Raw genomic sequence first — 16,780 nt, 5'->3', positions numbered from 1 at the left:
CGGGAGTGAGGAGCATGGTGATGTTCGGAATCGCCATGCTGGCCGCACAGTTCGCGTTCCTGTTCCTCTGCCTGACGGTCCTCCTGTTCCTGGAAGGGGTGTTCTACTACCCCGTTCCCCAGGCCGGAGCACACGCCCTGGAGAGGGCTCCGATCATGGCCGCCGTGATCTCTGCAGTGATCACCGGAGCGCACTTCGTACGAGTACACCGAACGCAGCGGATCACAGCAGCCTCGCTGCGGTCGGTCCACCGCGTCACGTTCAGCTCAGCCGAAGCCGCTGAACAGGGTGATCACGCCTTGGAATCCATCCGGTCCATGCCCGGCGTAAGAGGGTTGACGCTCTACCGCTCGGATTCCTGGGAAATCGACATGGGTGCAAGCGTCCGATGGTTCGCGCGCATCACCGTCAGCGTCGCCCGGGAATCGATCGTTCTCGAGGCCGCACCACGGCACCCGCTGCTCTTCCCGGGCAGCCCGCCCCGGATGAAGAAGATCGCTTCACTGATCTCCGACATCCAGAGCAACCTGTCGCGGAGAGCCTGAGTAAATCCGTTCGCCCTTGAGCCGGAGACGGCTCAAGGGCGAACGGACGATGGTGCGGTAGACACCGATCCAGTCGAGTCGTCGCGCGTACGTGCGGTGATGACGACCATCTCGTCGAGCACAGCGACCAAGTCGACGACGACCGTGGGCGGCCGTGGGAGCAGCAGGCCGATCGGCGCCCGCCCGGAGCAGGTCGAAGGCGACAAAGATCAGCCTCCTGCCCATCGTGGCCGAAACGAATGCCCCCACCCCAAGTCGGGCGCGGGAGCCAGCGGCGGATGCTTAAGCGTCGCTGGGCAGCGTGGCTTCCCCCGGAGAGGGCCATGGCTCGGGTTTGCTGCGGTACAGCCAGTCCGGCAGAGGTTGTGCACCGCTGGCAGGGCCATCACTCGGGTGATGCCGCCCGCGGCGGCGATTGCGACCGCGACACCGGCGGTTGTCTGCGGAATGCCGGAGGCGTCGATGATTGGTGATAACTACCCGCACGCGGACTGAGTGCAAGCCTGGCATTGGCGTCGCCAGGCCGTGCATACCGGGTACTGTCGTTGACCCCGGAATGCGCGGTGACCCCCGCAACAGCAGGGGCCACCATCTTTCGACGAGTGTCAGCGAGCCTTTTCGTAGGCCTCGCGGACGGCGGCCGGAACACGACCGCGATCGCTGACCTCGAAGCCGTTTGCCTTCGCCCAAGCCCGGATCGCCGACGAGTCCTCCCTGCCGCCAGCCGACGCCTTGGACGTCCCCTTCGCCTTCGCGGCACCACGAATCCTGCGAGCGCCGTCAGCATGGAGATAGGGGTTCAAAATCTCAAGGAGCTTCTCGTAGTTCTCATCCGTGAGGTCGATCTCGACCCCAGCTCCGTCGATGAGGATGCTGTGCGTGGCGATTTCCGACGATTCCTCGCCAGTCAAATCGTCGACATATGTTGTGACTACCTTCTGGGCCATGAGGGGGATCGTAGGACACGCAGAGGCACATCCCGCAATCGCAAGCAGCTGGGCTCCGGCGCTGCTATCTCTCCGTCCCGTCACCAAGGCATCGAGGCGCTCAGGCTTCAGCTCCTGTCGGCGTAAGGAGGGTCGAGCAGTAGAGCTTGGTGGGTCTTTCGATCCTCGATGCGCTGAATGGCTTCGCCGGTGCCAAGGACCGCGGCGACCAGGGCGAGGATCAGTCCGGTCGGCAGGTCCTGAACGTAGTAGGCGATCAGGGACAGTGTCGCGGCGGCGATGGCGTACAGGCGGGTGCTGTGGGCGTGAATGAAGTCGATCAAGGTGATCAGTTCCCGTAGGCGAGTTGGTGCAGGAGGTCCCAGCCGCGGTGTCCGATCGAAGGATCGTTGGGGCGGCCGGTGGTGAAGAGGTTGTGCTTGCGGTTGAAGCTGGCCACAGCCTTCTAGGTCTGCGGACCGTAGTTGTCGGAGAGCGGTACCGAGCGGTCGAGCCAGCCGGTGTCCTTCAGCGCCTGCTGAAGGCCCTTCGCAGACGGTGACGAGCGGCCCGGAGCAAAACCGTTCGGAAACGGAGGCGGCGTGTACGTCCCACCTGCGGGTTTCCCGGGGATCGTGAGCTTCTGCCCAGCCTTGATGACGTACGGGGCCGTGATCTTGTTGGCCTGAGCAAGGCGCTCCCAGCTGACACCGAGTTTCTTCCCGATGCTGGAGAGCGTGTCGCCGCTCTTGACGGCGTACGTTGCTGCCCCGCCATCCTTCGATCCCGTATCTGAATTGCCGTCGGAGGGCTTCGACTTCAGGCGCGCGGCGACCCGGCCGCGGAGCCAGCCCATGGTGAAGCCTTTGGGGTCGACCTTTCCGGGCTGCCATTCCTTGTGCCCGATCACGCTCGCCGAGCCCCAGCCATGCGCGCGGCACAGTGCGGCCGAGACTCGCTCGATCGCCTCCAACTGTGCTGCAGGCCATGGGTCATGACCGTCGCCGAGGTTCTCGCACTCGAAGCCGTAGAACGACGTGTTGCCGTCGGTGTCGGCCTGGTTCGGCGAAGGAAGGGGTCGCTCCGCGGTGACCGCACGGAGCACGTCCCCGTCACCACGGCCGGCATGGTTGGCGCGGCCGTGCCCGACCAGATGGACCGTGCCGTCCTTCGCGATCACGCCATGGCACAGCGGTCCCGGAAGGCCCTCGTACCCGCGCTCGCAGATGCTGACGGTGTTACTCGTACCGGACGTCACCGTGTGGTGGATCATCACGCCGCGGACAGGGCCCCACGGGCCCTTGTGGTTTCGGTTGTGGGTGCGCCAGCCGGAACGCTCGACGACCCGCACGCCTTCTGCGCGCAGTGCCGCGACTAGCCGGTCAGGATTCAGGGGTGTTGCCAACGTCGGCGCTCGTTATCTCCCCGCGCCCGATCTTGAAATTGAGACTGCTCGACCCTCTGCCTACGGCGGTGTCCCGCGCGAGACGATCCACAGCTGCAGGGCCATGAGGAGCAGCGGGGCTACGAAGGACGAGATCACCAGCCGCCTCGTCGCGGCGGCCTGCGTCTGGTCCTCGCGCCGCTGCAACTCCGCACGCTCCAGGCTCTGGTCATGTTCACTGCGCAGGCCGGCCAGACCTGCTTCGACCTGGTTGATGCGCTGATCGACCGCCCGCTGGTCTGCCCGGTACACGTCTTGGGTGACGACCTGATCGAGCCGTGCGGCGAGCTGTGCGAGGTCGCCGCGAAGGTCCTCACGCAACTGCGAGACGGCACGGTGCAGCTCCCACAGTGTGGGCTCGGCACTCGGCGGCACGGACACCGCAATCACTCCCGGCGGCCCCGTGCCCTGCTTCGATCGTACGGGGCCCAAGGGAGCCGATGAATCTTACGCCGACGTGATCGCCAGCAAAGTAATCCAGTGGCAGTTCGCGCCGTCTTCCTGCCAGCTTGTCTGGATGCTGCTGAAACTCACGGGATCGAGTTGCTCGGGCAAGTCATGCTCGCCTTCTGGCTTCGACAGCGTGAGCTAGCCCCTCTTGATCCAGGACTCCATCAGCGAGGGCCCGACCGAGCTGGCCATCACGGCCGAGTGGCTGCGCCGCGCAGAGGCCGCGTCCACGGACACCCTCGTGTGGATGGTGCATCCGGACTGAGACGACGCCCAGGTGTCCGTCGAGGTCGACAGGATCCTCGGCGAGTCCGGGCGCGCGGTCGCGGATCCGTTCGAGACCGGAGCCGATGGGCCGCTACCGGTCTCATGGCCCACGACCGCGTGAGAGCGCCCGGTCGGTCCTTCTAGAGGAATTTGGCGTAGCGGTAGCGGTAAGCCATGGTCGCTAGCCACTCGCCGGGGGCGAGCGTCCCATTGCGGTGCGCGACGAAGAGGCGCGTGATGATGGCGTGAGCCAAAGCGGCATCTGGGAGTTCGGTTTCCGGTGCAGCCGTCGGCGCAGGTGCAGGCTGGGGTGGCACAACGTACTTCCGCGGCAACTCGTAGAGCGGCTGGCCGGAGCGGCTCGAAATCTCGTAGCCCAGCTGGTCCCTCCCGGGACGGGGCTCCTGGAACAGACCCGGATCACGGACCAGGGCGCGGCCGAATCTATCGACACTGCGGACTGGCGTCCCAAGGGGGCCGACGACCGGAGTCCACTCGCGGGACCCGTACGACTGCTGTCCGTACACCTGCCCCGATGCATCGGTCATACGGTCGCTACGGCGGGGGGCATCTCTGTAGGACATGGGCTTCCTCTCCGACGATTTCGTGGCCGAGATTCAGTGCCTGAGGGCAGCATCCGCCCGCAGCCCTTCATTTCAGTAACCAGAGACTCCGGTGAACGGGAGGGACGCTCTTTTCGGGATTCGAACGCTGGTAGCAAGGGCTGCGACATCAGGGGTTCGAGGGGAACGTGCCACCACACAACGCTCCGCAGGCCCCAATGCATCGAGCGGGTGCGTAGCCCCGACGGTCCCGTCGGATGATGTGTCGTACGCGCTGCGGCTCAGTAACTCGGTTGAAAACGCCGTGGCGAGGCGGTCATCAGGCGCAGGACGCCCGATGGAAGCGAGCGCCGACACGCGTTCGCTGTGGAGACGTCCACCGAACGCCTCGGATGCGACCGAGGCTAAGGAGGAAACCGGGGTAGGTCATCTGCTCGTGGGCGGCGGCGGTGACAAGGTTGGGGAACTGGGCGCGGCTGGTGGGCAGCCGCAGCAGAGGTAGTGGTCCAGATCCAGCCGGACGGCACCCTTGGCGACCAGGCGTTCATGGCAGGCGACCTCAGTACGGCCGTCGTAGATGACCACTTCGGAGGCGTGCAGCAGGACCCTCACCCGCCGTCCGAGCAGCCGTACCGGCACTGGGCTCTACTGGCCGTCGATGAGGTGCTCGGCGAGGAATGGGGAGAACGAGCCGGCAGGAACGTCGGGGGCCACGCCGCACATGCCGTCGGAGTCGCCGGGGACTTTAATCCACAGCAGGTATTCGGCGCCGCCGACGCCGATCGAGGAGGGGACGCCGAGGCGGCGGCCTGCCGGGTTGCAGTAGTCGACGTGCTGTCCGTTCTCGTCCATGGCACCGTTGCCGTTGCGGGAGGTGTCGATGACGAACCGTGCACCGGGTACGCCGAGTGTGGCAAGAGCCTGCGCGACCTGGTGACCGTAGGTGCAGGAGACGTCGGTGGAGTCGTAGTTCGCCACACCGATCGCGAAGCCCCTTGCGCTGGCTGCCCCGCCTGCCGCGAGCCGGGCGGCCATGTCGTCAGGCCTGATCCAGGTGGCGTTGCCCCCGTCGAGGTAGCAGCGGACGAGAGGGCGCGCGGCGAGCGCGTTGGCCGCGTACGCGACCAGGGCCGTGCGTTCTGCTCGCGCCGCTTCTGTGGGGAGACTGCCCAGTTGGCTGAGGGAGTCCGGTTCGACGATGACCACGGCAGGCCGGTCGCCGATGCCCGCAGCGAAGGCGTCGATCCATGTGCGGTACTCCTCTGGCGACTTGGCCCCGCCGCTGGACTGGCCGCCGTTGTCCCGGTTGAACATGTTGTAGGCCGCCAGGATCGGCAGCCGCCCGGCCGCTGCCGCAGCCGTCACATAGGCGTCCACGTCGGCCTGGATGTCCTTGTTCCAGTTGCCGAACCACTTCGCGGTCGGCCGCGGTACCAGTGAGCGGGCGATCTTCGCGGCCCGGGGATCGGCGGGGTTCGCGGCGACCCACTTCGCGGCGTTGGAATCCGGGTCGGCGTAGAAGCCTTCGCGGACGGTGGAGCAGGTGAGGCGGACCTCGGTCAGGTAGACGGTGACCGCTGTTCCCTGCCCGAACTGGAAACTCACCTGCCCTGCCGCGGTGTCGAGAGGCGAGGTGAAGGTGAGGACGAAGTGCGTGTCCACCGCCGACAGCGTCACCGTACGGTCCACTCCGGGTGTCCAAGGGGTTGCGCCGAGCCCTACCTGCGTGCGGAGTGTGGTGCCCGGTTGGCTGGCGCGGGCGGTGAACATGAGCGTGTAGGCGCAGCCGGGGCGCAGGGTGATGTTGTCCTGCCCGAACGGGGCATCCCACAGATTGGCGGCGTCGGTGGTGGCGGTTGCCTCCAGGCCCGTGCCGGGCGCGGTGAGGGTGACCATGGCGGGGTCGCCGGACCACCAGCCGGTGGTGCCGGTAGTGAAGGTGCCGTTGGTGACGAGGTCTCCGTACTGGGCGGCCACAGCTGCTTGTTCCTCCGGTTACTTGATGTAGGTGACGCGAAGCTGCGGAGGGTGCGAACTGCCCACGCCGTCGAACTTCCCGTAGCTGGTGGTGCTGGTGACGTTGGGGTCGACCGCGATACCGCGGAACGTCGTCGAGTCGAAGATCGACGTGATGTCGACCCACCGGCCGCTGGCACGGGCCCAGCCGGTAATGGCCTTCGAGTCGCTCTGATCGGCGGAGAACTTGCCCGGCCGAGAGGCGTGACCGTGCGCCTTGAGGACAGCCGTGCCGCCGGAGGCCAAGTACCAGTGGTTGGCGTACAGGTACACCTCGACCTTGAGCAGCTTCGCGCCGGACAGGTCGGAGGCGAGGCTGCCACCGAAACCCACCAACGCGGCCTGGATGCCGTTGTTCGACGAGTAGTAGCCGCCGACCATCTGGTTGCCGTAGTAGCTGTTGTAGCCGGACCGGTTCGCGTAACTACCGGACCAGGCGGCCTTGTAGGTGCGGGTGACCTTGACGGGCGGGTCAGGGACCACCGCCCCGCCGGTGTTGTACACGCCGGTCTTGGCGACCTGTTCGCCGACGTCTTCCACCGTCATCTGTCCCAGGCGTCCCTTGGCCCCGGTCAACGTCACCTGCTGGCCGGCGGGAGCGCCACTGTCGCTGGTGAACGAGAGCAGAAGCCGGTTGCGTCCGGGGCGGATCAGATCGTCAGGCGCGCACACGCCCGTGAACTCCAGTCGGACATGACGGCGGGCGGTCTGTGAAAGAGGGAAGCGAGCCTCTTGCAGCTGGGTGGACTTGACTAGCGGAGCGGCGGCGAAGCCGGAGCGCAGCCGCAGCACCAAGGAACCCCCTGCGGCAGAGCACTCCGCGGACCCGTCGTAGGCGATCCGGTACATGCGACCGGCCTCGGCATCGAAGGCCAGCTCGATGTAGCCCATCTCGGTGCCTGTGGTGGTCTTGACCGACGCTGCCATCCAGTCAATGGCGACGAGGCCACGTGGCCCGTTGTTGAGGGTGGCGAGGTCGTCGCCGCCGATAGTGACCGTTCCGGCGACGTTGAGGTTCTGGAACGAGGCGTCGCCGGTGGAGCCGATCGCGGCGACCCGCGTCGTACCGTTGCGCAAGGTCAGGTAGTTGGCCTGACCGGAGACCAACGACACGACCTCCTCGCCGTCTTCGTCATACAGGCGAAGACCGCGCGGGCCGATCTCGGCGCGGGCACCCCCAGTGGCATCACCGAAGATCGTGTGCGCCTCGGCGTTGTCGAACACGCACCATCCGGCCGTGGCTGCGGAGGCCTCCAGACACAAGACAGCGCGAGTCGTGCCTTGCGGGGCAGCGACCTGCCCCGTCACGCGCCGCCACACACCCGCCTCAGGGGCGGCCTGTTCGGCGACGCCGTAGCCGAGCACCTCGCCCGCCGTGGTCTCCCACCGGGCAAGGATCTTCACCGCCTGAGCGGCAAGTCCTTCGGAGGCCAGGACATCGACGCCGAGGAACAGTTGCGAGGCCGCCAGCACCGGAACGGTCGCCAGCGGCAGCGTGAAGTAGGTGGGGGCGTCCGCCGTGCAGTCGAGCCGGATACCCACGCCCGTACGGTTTCCGGGGGCGAGCGACCACGCGGCCCCACCAGCCGCGACGGTGTTGGCGGTGGCCGCCCCTTCGAACCCGGGGTCCGGAATCAGATTGGTGCCCTGGCCCACCGCGAGCTGGTCGGGGGTGACCGAGCCGACCGCCAGATGCGGGGTGGCGATTGCGCCGACCGCGATGTGGCCCTGCTGGATCACTCCGTTGCCCAGGTCGCCCGAGACGGCGCGGCGAGCCATCGTTCGGACGGCATCCGAGGGGAGGCTGGGGATGCCGGAAGTGTTGACCGCGACCAGCCGCACCCACACAGGGCCGTAGTGATTGACCGCGACAGTGACCGAGGCACCCGACGCGGCCTCGATCGTCGCCGAGGGCCACCGTGCATCCGGCACCGCGCTCGCCGACGTCAGGACATGAACCTGCACACGAGACAGATCCAGCGGCGCAGCCTCGGCGTCGGCGAAGCCGCCGTCCCAGGTGATGCGCAGCCCACCGAGGACCGACTCCACCTCTGGCACGGACGGGATCGGCGGGCGCGGCCCGTTCACGGCGACCACGCCGCTGGTGCCGTCCGGCTGCTGGCCGATGACCGCGCGCAGCGAGCCGCTCTCGTCGTACACGTCGACCGCGCCGCTCTCGATGCTGGCGTTGACCAGCTTGGGAGCGCGGACGGCGCTCCGCAGGAGCTTCTCCAGCCGGGCGAGACGGGTACCGATGTCGGTGGGCAAGCGATGTTCCTTGAGGGTGATCATGCGGAGGTGCCGTACTGGTGGGCGCCCGCCGGGTCGAGCTGAAGCGTGGCCGTCTCGCCGGCCTCGGTATCGGGGCGGATGGTGAAGCCCGTGATGCGGCACCAGCCGGACCAGTTCGTCCACTGGTCTCGGACGGTGACCCGTACGTCATCGCCGATCTGCCAGGAGCCGATGGGCGCGGAGGGGTGGTCGCGGACGGTGATCTCCTCGACCTGACCGAGGACCTGCCGCCATGCCCGTTCCGCCTTCGCACGCTGGGCGAGGACGTCGCGGCCGCGTACCTCGGGGAGCTCCAGGACGCGCTCCAGGCGCAGCCTGCGGTTGCGGACGGCCTCGATGGCACGCTGCTGGGAGCGGCCCTCGCCGGTGCCGGTGGCAATAACGACTTGCGCGTATTCGTCCGCGCTGTAGGTGACCGGAGGGCTGTCGATGATGTTGATGCCGCTCGAGAACGCAATGTCCGTACGCCGGGCCCCGAGACGCGGATAGCCGAGCTGAATGCGTCGCACCGGCCGGCGGCTGCTGTCCCACCAGGTCGTGCAGGTGTAGTCGGGGGAGTCCGGCCCCTTCACTAGGTCATCGAGCTGCTCGCCCAGGACCGGGGTCTCCCACCATCGGGAGTGCCACGGCTCGGACGGGGTGCCGACCGTCGCTTTCGACACCGTGGAGTCGACGGTCAGGCCGAGGTTCCCATCGGGGATGGACTGGGCGTAGGCCACGATGTCTCGGGCAACCTTGCACGGATCGGCGCGTACGTACGGGCCGCGCCCGCCAAGCTCGCCGTCCAGGTCGTGCCGACTGTGCAAGTACGAGGACCAGCCTGCTGCTTCGACCTTGAGCGCGTTACCGTCGGGCTCCGCCTGCCAGATGAGCCCGCCCCACCGCAGATGCCCGTTCCGCTCGGCGTAGATGAGCGTGTTACCCGGATCCGCGAGCTCGGGGTGCAGCCACGCCAACCGTGGCGAGAGCGTCCCTTTCAGATGGCCAGGCCCGTTGAGCTCAGGTCCGAACTCGACGTCGGTGAGCGGCAGGTGGGGTGAGAGCCACTCGCCGGTCAGAGCATTTTGGGTGAGGTAGCGGTAGGTCACACCGGGCCCTCGGTGAACTCCACGTCCGCGATGATGCTGGTGCCGGAGTCCGCGCCGAGGTCGCCCTTCCAGTCCTTCGACATCTTGGTCTGGAGGTACAGAGCCTGGCTGGTGCCCCGGTAAGAGGCGGGCAGGATGATGGTGTCGGCAACGACAGCTGTGCCCCGGCGAACGACTTTGCCCTGATTGTCGTCCACGATGGTGTCCTGGCCCTCGATGGTGCCGAAGACCGGCTGGAGGTATCCGTAGAGGCTGTCGAAGTCCATACGGAGCCCGGCAATCGTCACGGTGAGGATCAGCTTGGTGGCCCAGTCCGGGACCGGGATCGTCCAGCGTGCCTCGGGCGGCCAGTTATGCCACTTGTCATCGTCCTTGTATGCCTTGGTCAGCTTGCTCGGATACGCGGTGTAGAGGGTGCGTTCGCGGCGGGGATTGGCAACCTTGCGAAGGTCGCGGATCATCGCCGCCGTGATGGTGCCAGTGTTCGCCGGGATGTCGAGGCGCGCGATCGCGATCCCCGTGACGCCCTCAGGAACGGCGGTGGCCGTGCCAGCGACATTGGGGATGACGTCGAAGACGTTGATCTGGTCCTTCGCCGGATCGAGACCACCTTCGAACTCCGGGTCCGTGATCCGCAGCACGATCAAATCCGAGCGCGGCGTTGCACCAGTCGGTGCGACCGGCACCGGCGCGACACCGATGTTGTACGCGGTGTACGAGCCCTGCCACATGTTCGCCTTGCCGCGGATCACCGCCGACCCGTCCGCGACCTGCACGCCCGCACCGGGCACGGGAAGCGGCGTCACCTTCAGATCGGCGGCCTCGGTGATGCCTTCACCACCCCGGCTCAAGTCCTTGATCATCATGCGGAACGTCTGCGCGGAGTGGGTGGCTCCGTCGACGAGCAGGGGGGCTTGCGCGAGCGTCATCGGTGTACGGATTCCTTCGGTTCAGAGGGCTATGTAGGCGTCGCGCCACGCCACGGTGAGGCGCGCGGTGGCGGTGGGATCGGAAGCGGTCCAGCGGATCTCGCTGCGCCCCGGCGGGAGCACGAACGTGTCCAGGCGAGATGTGGTCGGCGCAGTACCACCGTTCTCACGGGTCACGCGGATCCGGCCGGGCCGGGTATCGACGCGAACCCACTGGCCGGCAGCGAGCGTGACCGGCAGATCAACACAGCGGCCGGTGCCGACGTGCGTGATGACGGGGTTCGCACACGGCCCGTGCACAGTGATCACCGGATGCGCGTCGATGGCACCGCCGTTGGTCACCCAACCTGGGCGGCTCTGCCCGTTCGGGCTACCGCTGGTGACCCGGATCGGCGCCTGCACAGGCGCAGTGAACCCACCGCCGGACAGCCACCCGAGCCGCAGACGCGCTCCCTGCTCGAAGTCGGCGTAGTAACGAGGATCCGGGGCCACGAACTCAACATCGAGAGGCACCCAACCGAAGGCGGCCTTCTCCCATGACGGTTCGAGCTTGCTCAGCCGCCCGTACAGGACCCGCACCGCAGAGCCGGGCCACTTGATGCGCAGCGGCATCACCGCCCCACCGACCGTGCGGATCTTCCTGTCGTCGGCGACCGACTCCAGGTCGGCGAGGACCTGCCGGGCAGCGGCCGGATCCCCAGGGGTCTTGATCGCGCAATCGATGCGCAAGGTGCGGGCCTCGTACCAGTCCGGTGCCCCCCATGCGCCGTCCGCACCGGGCTGCTCGACCAGCTCGCCGCGCGTACCCGGACGGCCGAGGCCCTCGATCTCCGCGATCGGGATGACGGTGTCGTGTCCGAGGACGATGCCACCGAAGTCCAGCTGGAAATCCTTCAGTTCAGCGGTACTCATCGCAAGACGCCTCCGCGCTTCGCCCGCCGCACCTGGTAGGCGACCGTGGATGCGATGTCGCGCGCGGTCGCGCCGGTCTGCGCGACGTGGATGGTCTGGCTGCCGATGGCCGGCGCCTGGTGGATGACTACGACCCGAGCTCTCCCGCCTGCCGCGTCGATCAGCTTCTTCGGCGCGAGTCCGTAGCCGAACCGGTCAGCGACCTGCCCCAGCACGGCCGTCGCCCGGCCACGTTTGGCAGTCCCGAGAGGCAGATACGCCTCCCCGCCCGTCGAGCGTTCGGCGAACTTGATCAGCCCATTCCCCGACGGCGGATAGACGCCGGGCTCCCACAGGCCGCCATTCGCGTACGCCTTCCCAGCGTTGGCCTTCACCAGGTCGGCGAGGAACCGGTCCGCCTTGCCCGTTTTCCTTATCTGACCGTTGGAGCGGTTAGCGATCTCGATGAGCCGGTCTTCGTCGATCCCCGTCGACTCGGCAACGGCATGGATGCCGCGGCCCTTCGCCAGAGCGCCGACGAGCTTCACGAAGTCGCCGAGCTGATCTGAGTCGAGGGTCTTGCCCGCGCTTTGGGCCGCGCTGTTGGCCTGCTTCGCCTTCTTCTTGTCGCGCACGGCCTGGGCGGCGAGGGCCTCGGCGTTCTCGTCGCCCTGCTCCGCCAGCCGCCCGGCGAGCGCGCCGTAGCCGCTGGAGGCCAGCTTGGCGAGGTCGTTCTGGAAGGCGGTGGAATCCTTGACCGCGTTCTGGAGCTGCCCGGTGTAGTCGCCCAACGTTGCCTTGGCGGTGCCGGCGAGCTTGGTGAGCTGGGCGGCCATCGACTTCACGTACTTGTTGGAGCCGCGAGCCATCTTCCGGGTGAGAGCGACGCCCTCTTCGCCCATCTCCTCCAGGGCCTTGGCCACATCCGTTCCCGCGCGACGGGACACGGTCGCCAGGTCGTTGCGCCAAGCCGAGGCGGTACGGACGGACTTGCGGAGGTTCCGCTCGAACACGCCGAGGTCGAACTGCTCCTTGCCGCCCTTGCCCTTGCGCTGCGACTTCGAGACCAGGTCCGAGACAGAGAAGCCCGAGCCCCCGAGGGGCTGGTACGACCAGTTCGACAGGCCGCCATCGGCGTACCAGGTGACGGGGCCGCCACCGAGACGCCGTACGGTCTCGTCAGCGATCTGTCGGGAGCGCGTCCGCTTGCTGGGAGCGAGCGGTATGTAGCTCTCGCCGCCGGTCTCCGGCTCTCCCCAGATCCGCCAGCTTCCGGCCGGGGCGATCTGCGCGATGTGCTGCTCGTTGCGTACGCCGCCGTCGGCGTAGTAGTCGACCACGGCACCCGTGGCGCGGGCCTGGATGGCGTCCGGGACACCGTTCCCATCCCGGTCCCAACTGGTGGCGCTGAGGGAGACGCCGACGCCGATGATCCGGCCGGAGATGTTGTTGATCGCGCCCTGGATGCTGCCGATGGCCGACATCGGCCCGCCGGTCGGCACGGTGATGCTCACGTTCTTGCTGCCGGGGACGTCGGTGACCTTGATGCCCAATGCTTCGAGCTGGGCGCGCGCGTCGCTGGTGGGCGCTCGTACGGTCACGGTCTTGCCCGCGGGCACTCCGGCGATCTTCTGCTTGACCACCTCCAGGCTGTTGATCGTCTCCTGCATGGCGGAGGTGACCTTGAGGTGCTTGCTGCCCGGGGTCTGAGCGATCTTCGCGATCAGTGCATCCAGGTCCGTGCGGGCCATGTCGGTCGGTGCGGTGACCTGCACGCGCCGGTCCTTGAGATCCTTGATCTTGAAGCCGAGCTTCTCCAGGTCCTCGCGGGCCTCGTTGGACAGGGTGGCGATGGTGACGGTCTTGTTGTCCGGGGTTGCCTTCAACGCCTGCTGGACGGCAATGAGTTCGGCCATCACCTCGTCCATGCCGGCCGTCTGCAGCAGGATCGACACCTGCTCCGGCACCAGCCCGGCAGCGTCGGCGAGCTTCCCCGCCTGTTCCGCTGACAGCCCGAACCCCTGGGCGGTGGCGATCGCCGACTCGCGGGCGGTCGCCATCTGCGCCTGGGCGGCTTTCAAGGCCTCCGGCACGGACTTCCCGTTGGCCTCCGCGTACTGATACGCGGCGAGCGCGGCATCCGCCGAGTTCGTCGACAAGCCCTGCAGGAGGTCGTACAGCTTCTGCCCGTTGCGGGTGACCGTGGACAGCGAACCATCCATGTTCAGCAGGGACTTGCCGTATCCCTGCGCCTGATCGACGCCACCCTTCAAAGACTCGGCGGCGTCAGACACGGACCGGTTGAGGCGGGCCTCGGCCGCGGAGAGGTTCACGGAGCCGCCCGCGAGGATGTTCAGCGCGTCGTGCAGTGCGCGCGCCCGGGAGTCGGCGTCCGCCGTGTTGTCGGACAGGCGGCGCATCGCGTCGGAGAACTTCCCGAACGGGCCAACGGCGTCTGCTGCGGAGCGCCCCCCGGAGCCGGTGGCGTCGGCGAGGTCCTTGGCGTCCTTGACGGCCTGCGACATTTCGCCCTTGACCGAGCCGAGTGCATCCGCAGCCCGCGCTGCGGCCAGGCCCTGGTCGTTGTACGCCTTCGCCGCGCCACCTTGAGTGGCGAGCCATTCGACGTTGGCCTCGGCCGTCTCGTTCAGGCGCTTCTGGAGTGCGTTGAGACCGCCGTCCTGCCCGAGGTAGGCCTCCGTGAGATCCCTGACGGAGACGCCGGCCTTCGACATGACGTCGACGAGCCGGTTCTTCCCGTCGAAGACCTTCGTGTCCATGATCGACTGCGCGGCCGCGGCGCGGACGCTGTCGTTGACCGCCCCGTTGGAGTCGCGCAGCGCCTGGGTGAGAGTGTTGATCCTCGACTGGTGCTCGGCCGCAGCCTGGGCTGCCTTCTGCTGGTGGGAGGCGAGCATCGACAGCCCCACACCGGCGGCCGCGATGGCAACGCCCCACGGCCCGCCGAGCGCGCCCATCAGCCCGCGGGCAGCGCCACCGAGCCCGGTACCGATGGCCCGCGTCAGACCGGAGACCGGCCCGGAGGCGCTGCGGAACGCGGCCGTCATCTGCCCGACAACGGGGATCCGCGTCTGCAGGACGGCCAAGGCCTGCCCCACGCGGCCGATGGACTGCCCGGATGCGGCAGCGAGTTGCTGCTGGACCCGCATCTGGTCACCGAAGGACCGGAAGGCCCCCGTCACCGGGCCAGACACGGTGCGGCCCAGGTTCATGAACATCGGCGTGACACGACGGGCCAGCAGCATCGCCATGATCGCCGTCTGAACGGGCCCGGGCAGCGCAGCAAACCCCTGAACGAGCCAGGCGACCGTGTGCCCGATCGGCACGAGCACCCCGGAGACCGCGCCGGCCGCAGAAGAGACCAGATTCAAGGCCGTGACGATCATGTCGAGCCCCGTCGCCCCGGCGTCCGACTCGTCTCCCAGGTCCCCGATCGCCTCGGCGACGGGGGAGACGGCGGAGCCGACGTTCCGCAGGATCTCGATCAGCGCGCGGCCGCCGTTGACCAGGACGTTCAAACCCGCCGCGGCGGCGTCGAACGTCAGCTCCTTCAGCGGCTTCCCCATCCCGCTGAACGCGTCGGTGAGCTCGTCGACACCGGATGCTGCCGCCGACGAAAGCCCGGGCCTGGCCAGCGTGTACAGGTCGCGGGCGTAGTCCATCGCCTTCGCGAGCGGCGGTGTCGCGGCCTGCAGGCCGGACGTGGCCAGCCGCGTTACCTTCTCCAGCGCGGGAGCGGCGGCCGTGTAGAGAACCTGGCCGGTGTTCTTCCACTGCGTCTTGAGCTGGGTGACCGCGCCCGACAGCCCCTTGGTCTGGGAGGCGGCGATCTCTTCCGCTGCTCCGGTGCGGGCGATTGCCGTGTGCATTTGGTCGTACGCCTCGACACCCTGATGCGCGAGGGCTGACGCCCCGGCGAGGGCGGGCTTGCCGACGACGTTGGCGAGCGCCCCCAGGAAGTCCTTCTGCGGCATCCGGTGCTGGGCCTGCTCGAAGCCCTCGATGACCGTGCGGAGGCCCTTGAAGTTGCCCTGCGTGTCCCAGGCCTCGATGCCGAGCTCGGCCAGGCCCTTGCGCATGTTCGCGGTCGGCTTGGCCAGGTTCGTCAGCATGCCGCGCAGCGACGTTCCTGCCTTCGAGCCGAGGATGCCGGAACGGGCCAGCATCGCCACCGCGGCCGAGGTGTCCTCGATCGAGATGCCCAACTGGGCCGCGACTGGGCCCGTGTAGGACATCGCGTAGTAGATGTCCTGCAACCCACCGGACGCCGCGTTCGCGGACGCGGCAAGGACGTCCGCAGCCCGACCTGCGTTGTTCGACGACAGACCGAACTGGTCCATCACGTCGCCGAGGTACCGGCTCGCCTCCGCAGCCGACAGGTTGTCCGCTGTGGCGAGCTGCATCGCCGCACGAGCGTTCGCGATCGACGACGTGGAGGTCTGGCCCGCCTTCGCCAGCTCCAGCATCGCGTCCGCAGCTTTCGCAGCAGACGTGCCAGGGATGTTCAGGTCAGCGCCGAGCTCGCGGGCCTTCGCCGCGGCCTGCACCATCTCCTGGCCGGACGCACCGGTGACCGCGCCCCACTTGTTGATGGCGCGCTGGTACTCGTTGCCCTCCTTCGCGATCTCCGCGAGCCCGGCGACGATGCCGCCACCGACGACGAGATTGCGCAGGTGATGCGCTTCCTGACGGGCGCCGAGCAGCCCGTGCCGCAGCTGCCGCATCGAGGCGTGCCCGTCCGAGCCGACGCGGCGCAGACCAGCGCGGGCGCCGTCGGCGTGCCGGCCCAGGGTGCGCAGGCCGGATGCGGCGCCGCGGGCACCGGAGCCGGTCTGGCCGAGCTGCCGGTTCAGCGCAGTGACGTCCCGCCCCAGTGCGCGGACAGCGCGCGATGCCTGCCGGACCTCGGACAGGAGCCGGGACGCGTCGGCGCGCATCTGCACGCTGAGCGTGTAGTTCGACACCTGCCGGTGCCCTTACTCCCCGCGCCCCTTTCCCGCTCTACCCCTGGCGCTGCTCCCACTGGACGCGCGGAACGAGGCCGATCCGCACGCCATACCCATCGGCCCCATCAGGGACCTGCTCCTGCTCGGCGGTGATCAGCTCACAGCCGACGCACCGCACCGTGGTGGTGACGTACGCATACCGGTCACCACCCTGGGCCTCGTCCCACTCCGCCGCCCTGGTCCCGCAGTTCGCGCACACGCTGGCCCGGTACGCCTCGTACGCGAGCGCCTTCGCCCGGTCCGTCTCCGACCAGCGGCCGTCACCCGCGCCGAGGAAGAAGCTGTGCGGAATCCGGTAGCGGTCGCACAGCTCCAACTCCGTCCGGAGCTGTGCGTCCGCGA

General features: G+C 68.1%; 13 protein-coding genes. 1 reads left to right on the top strand and 12 read right to left on the bottom strand.

Going from position 1 to position 16,780, the window contains the following annotated elements; all coding sequences use genetic code 11:
- The first annotated feature begins 20 nt into the window (after positions 1–20).
- Positions 21–545 carry a hypothetical protein gene (locus P2Q00_RS28715; RefSeq protein WP_275775889.1) on the top strand — a complete coding sequence of 175 codons (525 nt, stop codon included), beginning with the start codon at positions 21–23 and terminating at the stop codon, positions 543–545.
- Positions 546–1,150: 605 nt separating this feature from the next.
- Here the strand turns inward: P2Q00_RS28715 and P2Q00_RS28710 are convergent.
- The 12 genes from P2Q00_RS28710 to P2Q00_RS28660 all read right to left on the bottom strand — a co-directional run bounded on the left by P2Q00_RS28710 (position 1,151) and on the right by P2Q00_RS28660 (position 16,754).
- Complete coding sequence (locus P2Q00_RS28710) at positions 1,151–1,492, bottom strand: histone-like nucleoid-structuring protein Lsr2 (RefSeq protein WP_275775887.1); 342 nt, start codon at positions 1,490–1,492, stop codon at positions 1,151–1,153.
- Positions 1,493–1,599: 107 nt separating this feature from the next.
- Entirely contained in the window at positions 1,600–1,815 is a 216-nt protein-coding gene (locus tag P2Q00_RS28705) for a hypothetical protein (RefSeq protein ID WP_275775885.1), read from the bottom strand.
- Positions 1,816–1,937: 122 nt separating this feature from the next.
- Positions 1,938–2,876, bottom strand: a complete 939-nt coding sequence (locus tag P2Q00_RS28700) for an N-acetylmuramoyl-L-alanine amidase (protein ID WP_275775883.1) — start codon at positions 2,874–2,876, stop codon at positions 1,938–1,940.
- A gap of 60 nt (positions 2,877–2,936) precedes the next feature.
- A complete protein-coding gene (locus tag P2Q00_RS28695; protein ID WP_275775881.1) occupies positions 2,937–3,296 on the bottom strand; it encodes a hypothetical protein in 360 nt (119 codons plus the stop codon).
- A 1,325-nt stretch (positions 3,297–4,621) separates the two neighbouring features.
- Positions 4,622–4,834: a Mu transposase domain-containing protein gene (locus P2Q00_RS51170; RefSeq protein WP_425579648.1), complete on the bottom strand. Its 213-nt coding sequence runs from the start codon at positions 4,832–4,834 to the stop codon at positions 4,622–4,624.
- Between the two features lie 6 nt (positions 4,835–4,840).
- Positions 4,841–6,172, bottom strand: a complete 1,332-nt coding sequence (locus P2Q00_RS28690) for a glycoside hydrolase family 6 protein (protein ID WP_275775880.1) — start codon at positions 6,170–6,172, stop codon at positions 4,841–4,843.
- A gap of 18 nt (positions 6,173–6,190) precedes the next feature.
- Complete coding sequence (locus P2Q00_RS28685; RefSeq protein WP_275775878.1) at positions 6,191–8,479, bottom strand: phage tail protein; 2,289 nt, start codon at positions 8,477–8,479, stop codon at positions 6,191–6,193.
- 20 nt (positions 8,480–8,499) lie between these two features.
- Complete coding sequence (locus P2Q00_RS28680; protein ID WP_275775877.1) at positions 8,500–9,591, bottom strand: hypothetical protein; 1,092 nt, start codon at positions 9,589–9,591, stop codon at positions 8,500–8,502.
- A complete protein-coding gene (locus P2Q00_RS28675) occupies positions 9,588–10,520 on the bottom strand; it encodes a hypothetical protein (RefSeq protein ID WP_275775875.1) in 933 nt (310 codons plus the stop codon). Before P2Q00_RS28675 ends, P2Q00_RS28680 begins: the two co-directional genes overlap by 4 nt.
- Positions 10,521–10,541: 21 nt before the next feature.
- Positions 10,542–11,432, bottom strand: coding sequence for a phage tail family protein (locus P2Q00_RS28670; RefSeq protein ID WP_275775873.1), 891 nt, complete (start codon positions 11,430–11,432; stop codon positions 10,542–10,544).
- Positions 11,429–16,396 (bottom strand): phage tail tape measure protein, encoded by a 4,968-nt coding sequence (locus P2Q00_RS28665; RefSeq protein WP_275775871.1) that lies wholly within the window; start codon positions 16,394–16,396, stop codon positions 11,429–11,431. The genes P2Q00_RS28670 and P2Q00_RS28665 overlap by 4 nt, the downstream gene beginning before the upstream one ends.
- Before the next feature lie 37 nt (positions 16,397–16,433).
- Entirely contained in the window at positions 16,434–16,754 is a 321-nt protein-coding gene (locus P2Q00_RS28660) for a hypothetical protein (protein ID WP_275775869.1), read from the bottom strand.
- Between the last annotated feature and the right edge of the window lie 26 nt (positions 16,755–16,780).

Origin of the sequence: Streptomyces coacervatus, from assembly GCF_029223485.1 — a bacterium.
Taxonomy (GTDB): domain Bacteria; phylum Actinomycetota; class Actinomycetes; order Streptomycetales; family Streptomycetaceae; genus Streptomyces; species Streptomyces coacervatus.
This window is presented reverse-complemented; position numbering and strand designations above follow the sequence as displayed.